Annotated in this window: 6 protein-coding genes; 3 read left to right on the forward strand and 3 right to left on the reverse strand. The window is 73.5% G+C overall.

What is annotated here, in order from left to right; all coding sequences use genetic code 11:
• Positions 1-74: 74 nt before the first annotated feature.
• Positions 75-2,234 (reverse strand): RNA polymerase recycling motor ATPase HelR, encoded by a 2,160-nt coding sequence (gene helR, locus AB0I06_RS32145; RefSeq protein WP_363122376.1) that lies wholly within the window; start codon positions 2,232-2,234, stop codon positions 75-77.
• A gap of 191 nt (positions 2,235-2,425) precedes the next feature.
• On the opposite strand from helR, the gene AB0I06_RS32150 reads away from it, so the two are divergent.
• A complete protein-coding gene (locus AB0I06_RS32150) occupies positions 2,426-3,307 on the forward strand; it encodes a Gfo/Idh/MocA family oxidoreductase (protein WP_363122377.1) in 882 nt (293 codons plus the stop codon).
• A 12-nt stretch (positions 3,308-3,319) separates the two neighbouring features.
• On the opposite strand, the gene AB0I06_RS32155 is transcribed toward AB0I06_RS32150, so the two are convergent.
• Positions 3,320-4,207: a GNAT family N-acetyltransferase gene (locus AB0I06_RS32155; RefSeq protein ID WP_363122378.1), complete on the reverse strand. Its 888-nt coding sequence runs from the start codon at positions 4,205-4,207 to the stop codon at positions 3,320-3,322.
• A gap of 290 nt (positions 4,208-4,497) precedes the next feature.
• Here AB0I06_RS32155 and AB0I06_RS32160 point away from each other — a divergent pair, with 290 nt between their 5' ends.
• Complete coding sequence (locus AB0I06_RS32160; protein WP_363122379.1) at positions 4,498-5,607, forward strand: PP2C family protein-serine/threonine phosphatase; 1,110 nt, start codon at positions 4,498-4,500, stop codon at positions 5,605-5,607.
• Between the two features lie 67 nt (positions 5,608-5,674).
• Here the strand turns inward: AB0I06_RS32160 and AB0I06_RS32165 are convergent, their stop codons facing one another.
• Positions 5,675-5,911, reverse strand: a complete 237-nt coding sequence (locus AB0I06_RS32165; protein ID WP_363122380.1) for a chaplin — start codon at positions 5,909-5,911, stop codon at positions 5,675-5,677.
• Between the two features lie 219 nt (positions 5,912-6,130).
• On the opposite strand from AB0I06_RS32165, the gene AB0I06_RS32170 reads away from it, so the two are divergent.
• The gene (locus tag AB0I06_RS32170) at positions 6,131-6,337 is read left to right on the forward strand and encodes a hypothetical protein (RefSeq protein ID WP_363122381.1); all 207 of its coding nucleotides are present in this window, start codon (positions 6,131-6,133) and stop codon (positions 6,335-6,337) included.
• Positions 6,338-6,426 lie beyond the last annotated feature (89 nt).

A 6,426-nucleotide genomic window follows, 5' to 3' on the forward strand; every position in this document is an offset into this window, starting at 1 on the left:
GCCCGCCCGAGGGCCGCCCGCACACACGGTTCACCGCCGGTGTGTGCGGTGGCGCCACCCGGGCCCGGCGGACGTCAGGAACTCGTGAGGACCACGAGTTCCTGCGTGGCCCGGGTCATCGCCACATAGCGGTCGACGGCGCCCTGGACGCCGTCGCCGAAGTCCTCCGGGTCGACGAGTACGACCAGGTCGAACTCCAGCCCCTTCGACAGCTCCGGCGTCAGCGCGCGCACACGGGGGGACGTCGGCCGGAACGCGGGATCGCCGATGACACAGGCGATCCCGTCGGCGTGTTCGGCCGCCCACCGGTCGAGGACGGAGTGCAGCTCCGTGGTGGAGCCGTGCCGGACGGGGACGCCGCCGCCGCGGATCGACGTCGGCACGTTGGCGTCCGGCAGCACCGCCTTGATGACCGGCTCGGCCTTCGCCATGATCTTCGCGGGTGTCCGGTAGTTGACGGTCAGGGCGGCCGACTCGACGCGGTCCAGACCGACCCGCTCCAGCCGTTCCCGCCACGACTCCGTGAATCCGTGGCGGGCCTGGGCGCGGTCCCCGACGATGGTGAAGCTGCGGGACGGGCAGCGCAGCAGCAGCATCTGCCATTCCGCGTCGGTCAGTTCCTGGGCCTCGTCCACGACGATGTGCGCGAACGGCCCGGCGAGCCGGTCCGGGTCGGCCGTCGGCAGGACGCTCTCGTCGACGAGGGAGTTGCGCATGTCCTGCCCGCGCAGCATGACCAGCACTCCTTCGCCGTCGTCGTGGCTGTGGGCCTCCAGCAGGTTGTCGATGACGTCGGCCATGCCCTCCCGCTGGGCGGCGACGGCGGCCTCCTGACGGCGCCTGCGGCGGGAGGTCTGCGGATCGCCGAGCCGCTGTCGCGCCGCGTCCAGCAGGGGCAGGTCGGACAGCGTCCAGGCCTGGGGCTGCGCGCGTTGCAGCGTGCGGACCTCGTCGCGGTCGAGCCAGGGGGCGCACCTGCGCAGGTAGGCGGGGACCGACCAGAGGTCCCCGACGAGGTCGGCCGCCTCGAGCACGGGCCAGGCACGGTTGAAGGCCGCGAACAGCTCCCGGTCCTGGGACAGCGCCGTGCGCAGCGATGTCTCGGACGCCTCGCCCTCGTGCTTGTCCACGAGGATCGTGAGCAGTTCCTCCCACACCTGCTCGCGCGCCTCGTTGTGCGGTGTGCCCGGCTCCGCCGCCTCGAACGCCGTGGCCCAGTCGTCGGGGCTCAGCGGGATGCCGGACCAGTGGGTCGTGACCGTCATCGCCTCGGCGGGCGGCTCCTCGTAGAAGCGGACGGCCTCCTCGATCGCCCGCACCATGTCCACGGAGGACTTCAGGCGCGCCACCTCCGGGTCGGTCTCGGCCTGTGCGCAGGCGCCTTCGTCCACGAGGTCGCGCAGGAGGCAGGTCTGCACGCCCTCCTCGCCGAGGCTGGGCAGGACGTCGGAGACGTAGGACAGGTAGGGCCGGTGGGGGCCCACGAACAGCACACCGCCCCTGCGGTGCTGTGCCAGGCGCGGGTCGGAGTGGAGGAGGTAGGCGGAGCGGTGCAGGGCGACGACGGTCTTGCCGGTGCCGGGGCCGCCGTCGACGACGAGGGCGCCGCGGGAACCGGCGCGGATGATGGCGTCCTGGTCGGCCTGGAGGGTGGCGAGGACGTCCCGCATGCGGGGTGAGCGGTTGGTGCCGAGGCCTGCGATGAAGGCGGACTGGTCGTCGAGCGCGGCGTGCCCTTCCAGTCCGTCGGCGGTGAAGACCTCGTCCCAGTAGTCGCCGACCCGGCCCTCGGTCCAGCGGTACCTGCGGCGGCTGGCCAGGCCCATCGGGTCGGCGTGGGTGGCCCCGAAGAACGGTTCGGCCGCCGGGGAGCGCCAGTCGACCAGCAGCCGGCGCCCTTCGCTGTCGGTGAGGCCGAGCCTTCCGACGTACACGGGCTCGGAGCCGTCGGCGCCGACCATGCGCCCGAGGCACAGGTCGAGTCCGAAGCGGCGCAGGGTGCGCAGCCGGGCGGTCAGCCGGTGGATCTCGGCGTCCCGGTCCATCGCCTGCCGACCCTTGCCGCCGGGCGCCCTGCGCGCGGCTTCCAGACGGCCCGACAGTTCGGCGATCGACTGTTCCAGGCAGTCGGCGACGGCGGCGAAGTGCTGTTCGTCCCCGGCGATCAGCGCCGGTTCGGCCTTGTGCGCGAGGCGGTCGGGAAGATCGAACGCGCTCGTCGTCGCAGGGGTCACGTCATGCTCCCGTTTCCGCAGGTCCTGGGCCTAGGCCGGACATTGTGCGGGAGCCGGGGGGCCTTGCCGCAAGGCCCCCTGTGGGCTATAACTTGAGAGTGGCAAGGAGAGCGCTCCTTGCCTTTTCTGTTGTCCGCCGGTCGTTTCCGTGTGGCACGCTCTTCGTTCCGGAAGCGTGGAGAGGCGGCGGCATGCGCATAGGACTGCTCGGTACCGGACCCTGGGCCCGGCTGGCCCACGCGCCCGCGTTGAGCGGGCACGGGGAGCTGGACTTCACGGGGGTGTGGGGCCGTCGCCCCGAGGCGGCGAAGGAACTGGCCGAGCGGTACGGCGTCCGGGCCTACGACGACGTCGACGAGCTGTTCGCCGACGTGGAGGCCGTCGCCGTGGCGCTGCCGCCCGAGGTGCAGGCCTCACTCGCCGCGCGGGCGGCGCGTGCCGGATGTCACCTGCTGCTCGACAAGCCGCTCGCACCGACCGTAGAGCAGGGGCGGGCGGTGGTCGAGGCGGCCGGGGAGGCGGGGGTCGCCTCGGTCGTGTTCTTCACGACCCGTTTCCAGCCCGAGCCGGCGGCGTGGATCGCCGAACAGGCGGCGCTGGGGGGCTGGTTCACCGCGCGCGCCGAGTGGCTCGGGGCGGTGTTCACCGGCGACAGCCCCTTCGCGACCCCGTGGCGGCGGGAGAAGGGCGCCCTGTGGGACGTCGGCCCGCACGCGCTGTCCGTGCTGCTGCCGGTCCTGGGGGACGTGCGGCGGGTCACCGCGGCGGCGTGCGGGCCCGGCGACACGTCCCATCTCGTCCTCGACCACGCCGGTGGCGCGTCGAGCACCCTCACCCTGAGCCTCACGGCGCCGCCCGCCGCCGCCGGTGCCGCCGTGGAGCTGCGGGGAGAGGCCGGCGTCGCGGTGCTGCCGGAGAGTTCCGACGGAGCGGTGCCCGCCCTGGCGCGGGCCGCGGACGCGCTGCTCGACGCCGCCCGGACCGGCCGCCCGCACGCCTGTGACGCGGCGTTCGGGCTGCGGGTCACGGAGATCCTCACGGCCGCCCAGGATCTGCTGACCAGCGGGTCCTAGGCGGCTGGTGTCCTAGACCGGGGTGAAGTCGATGCGTTCCCTCACCACCGGGAAGCCGGCCTTGGCGAAGTTGGCCGCCATGGGGAAGTTGCCCCGGTCCGTGGCCGCCGCGATGAACTCCGCCCCCTGCTCGACGAGGAAGTGGGTGCACTCGGCCAGCAGGTCGTAGGCGTAGCCCTGCCCGCGCTGGTCCGGCAGGACCCCGATGAAGCCGACGCAGGGGCCCGAGGGGTTGTGGGCCGGGATGTGGATGCCGGCCGCCTCGCCCTGTGGGGTGTACGCCACCCGCCACCACTCGCGCGGCGACGGGCACCAGTGGAAGAAGTCGAGTTCCTCCTGCGCCGCCCGGTCGAGTCCGCCCTGCTCGATGGCCTTGAGCGCGTGGCCGTCCAGGGTGACGGAGTGGATGCGGCGCAGCGCGTCGAAGAACACGGCGTCGTCCGGTTCGGCTCGGAAGTCGAGGCGCCCGGGCCGCTCGGGCAGGCCGCGGTCGGGGGTCCAGCGGTACAGCAGGCGTTCGACCAGGAGGTCGTAGCCGGCCTTCCGGGCGGCGGTGAAGCGGGTTTCGGCGGCGGCCCGCAGGGCCGGGTCGTCACGCCACCCGGCGGGCAGGTTCAGTTCCAGGTCGACCTGCCGGGGGCCGGAGCGCAGCAGCGCGGCGCCCGCTTCTTCCTCGCCTTCGGCCACGTCGAACCAGTTGACGTTGAGGGGCTCGGTGTCGTCGGGGCCGCCCCACCAGGCGCCGCGGGCGACGACACGGCCGTCGCGCAGGGCGACCCGCTTCCAGTCGGGGCGGTGCCGGGTCAGCCGGTGGCCCTCACGGGCGCCCAGCGGGTCGGGCAGGGTGTCGAAGAGATGGGCGTCGCTCGTGCCGAGCGCGCGGATGACCGGATCGGTCATGGGAGGTCCTCCGGGACGGGTGCTGTGTGAAGCGCTCCCGGTGGGTCAGCCGAAGCACGCCGGAACAACGGGGAGGGAGCGCGGGAACGGTGTGAACTGCACGGCTCTGCCCTCCTTCCATCGGTCTCGGGCGTGGCGCGCCATACGCTACGGGACCCTCGGTGGACCGTCCATCGCTTTTCCCGCACGGCCCGGCTGCTCCTCGGGCGCCACGGGTCGGACGCCGACCAGTCCGGCGAGATCGCGGTGCCCCGCGTGCGGCGGCCGGCCGGGCGTAGCAGCGTGGTGGTGTGAGCAGTCTGCGCGGCCGGCCGGCGCGCCGGGACCCGGAGCGGCGGGGCTGGCTGCGCGGCGCACCGCCGCCCGGCTGGGCCCGGGTGTTGCCGTCTGCCCTGCTGGCGGGTGTGTGCGCGGCGGAGCTGATCAGCCCGGATCCCCTGGACATCGGCTTCCTGCTGGGCGCCATTCCGCCTCTCGCGGTACTGGCGCACGGACCGGTGGCGACCGCCGTGCTGGGCGCGCTGGTCGTGGTCGTGCTGACCGTGCCCGTGTTCAACCTCAACGATCCCGGCAGCACCGACCTGCTGACCGTGTGCTTCGTGTCGGTGCTGAGCGTGCTGCTGTCGTACGTCCGGACCAGGCGGGACGCGCAGCTGGTCACCGAGCGGACCGTCGCCGAGGTCGCGCAGCGGGCTGTGGTGCCGCCGCTGCCGAAGCGGGTCGGGCCGGTGCGGTGTGCGGGCCTGTACCGGGCCGCGCAGAGCGGGACGCTGGTCGGAGGCGACTTCTTCGACGTGCGGGCGGGCCCCTACGGCGTGCGGGCGGTCATGGGGGATGTGCAGGGGCACGGGCTGTCGGCCGTCGCCACGGTCGCGTCGCTGCTGGGGGCGTTCCGGGAGGCGGTGCTCGACCAGCCGGACCCGGAGGCCGTGGCGGCCCGGCTCGACCGGAGGCTGGCGGTGGACTCGGCGGGTGAGCCGCACGCCGAGCTGTTCGCGACGGCGGTGCTGCTCGACTTCTCCGCCGACGCCCGGGTGGTGCGGATCGTGGCGTGCGGGCAGGCCGGGCCGTTGCTGCTGCGGGACGGGCGGGTCGTGGAACTCGACGTCGAGCCGTGCACTCCGCTCGGTCTCGGTCTCGCCGAGGTAGCTCCGCCCCGGGTCGTGTCCGTGCCGCTGAACGCCGGCGACCGGCTCTTCCTGGCCTCCGACGGGGTCACCGAGGCCCGGGACACCGACGGGGTCTTCTACCCGCTGGCCGAGCGCCTGCCGGGGCTCGCCGCCGACGATCCCGTCACGCTGGCCGAGCGGGTCTGGGCCGACCTGTTGCGGCACTGCCCGGACGTGCGGGACGACGTGACGATGCTGGTGCTCGCGCCCGGCCCGTGGGCCGGGCGCTGACAACACGGCCGGCGGCGGCCCGCGATGATGTGCGGGCCGCCGCCGGCAGGGCCGTACGACCGGGACGTCAGTCCTTGATCTCGCACTCGTTGCCGAACGCCGGGTTGAGCAGCCCGATCACGTTGATCGTGTTGCCGCAGACGTTGGCGTTGATGTCGATCGGGATCTGGATGACGTTGCCGGAGAGGACGCCGGGGCTGTTGGCGGCGATGCCGACGGGCCCGTCGTCCGCGCTCGCCGTACCGGCGAAGGCCAGCAGGGCGGCGCAGGCCAGGCCGGCCGCGGCAGTCACACGTGTGCGCATGGGTAAAGCTCCTGTCATTCGCAGGGACACGTGTCTCCACCGTCACCCGGAGTGCGCCGACGCGACATCGGTGAGCGTCCGAACGGGGTGCGCCGGGTCCCGCGGGGCCGGGTCCGCCCTCTCCGGATGCACGCCGCGCTCGCGCGGGGAATGGTGATAGCGGACCCGTTTTTCAGCACCGGGGCCGCACCAGCGATCCGGACCCTAGGAGCAGAGAACATGTCGACATCACAGCCCACCGCGTCCCAGCCGCCCGAGGACCGCGCCACCCCGGACCGTCTGCTCCACGCCCGCACCGGTACCGACGTGTCGCCGGAGGACCTCGTTCTGGCCTCGGGCAAGGACCTCACCCCGCACAACATCGAATGGGCCCGGCGCAAGCTGGCGGCGGAGGGACCCGCCGCCCTGGAGAAGCTGCTGCCCTAGGCGGGGGCAGTCATGCGGGAGGCCACCGCGGCCGGGTGACGACCGTGATGATGTCGTTGAACGTGGGCGAGTTGACCTGTGTCGCCGCC

The sequence above is a fragment of the Streptomyces sp. NPDC050674 genome (genome assembly GCF_040654575.1).
Lineage (GTDB): Bacteria > Actinomycetota > Actinomycetes > Streptomycetales > Streptomycetaceae > Streptomyces.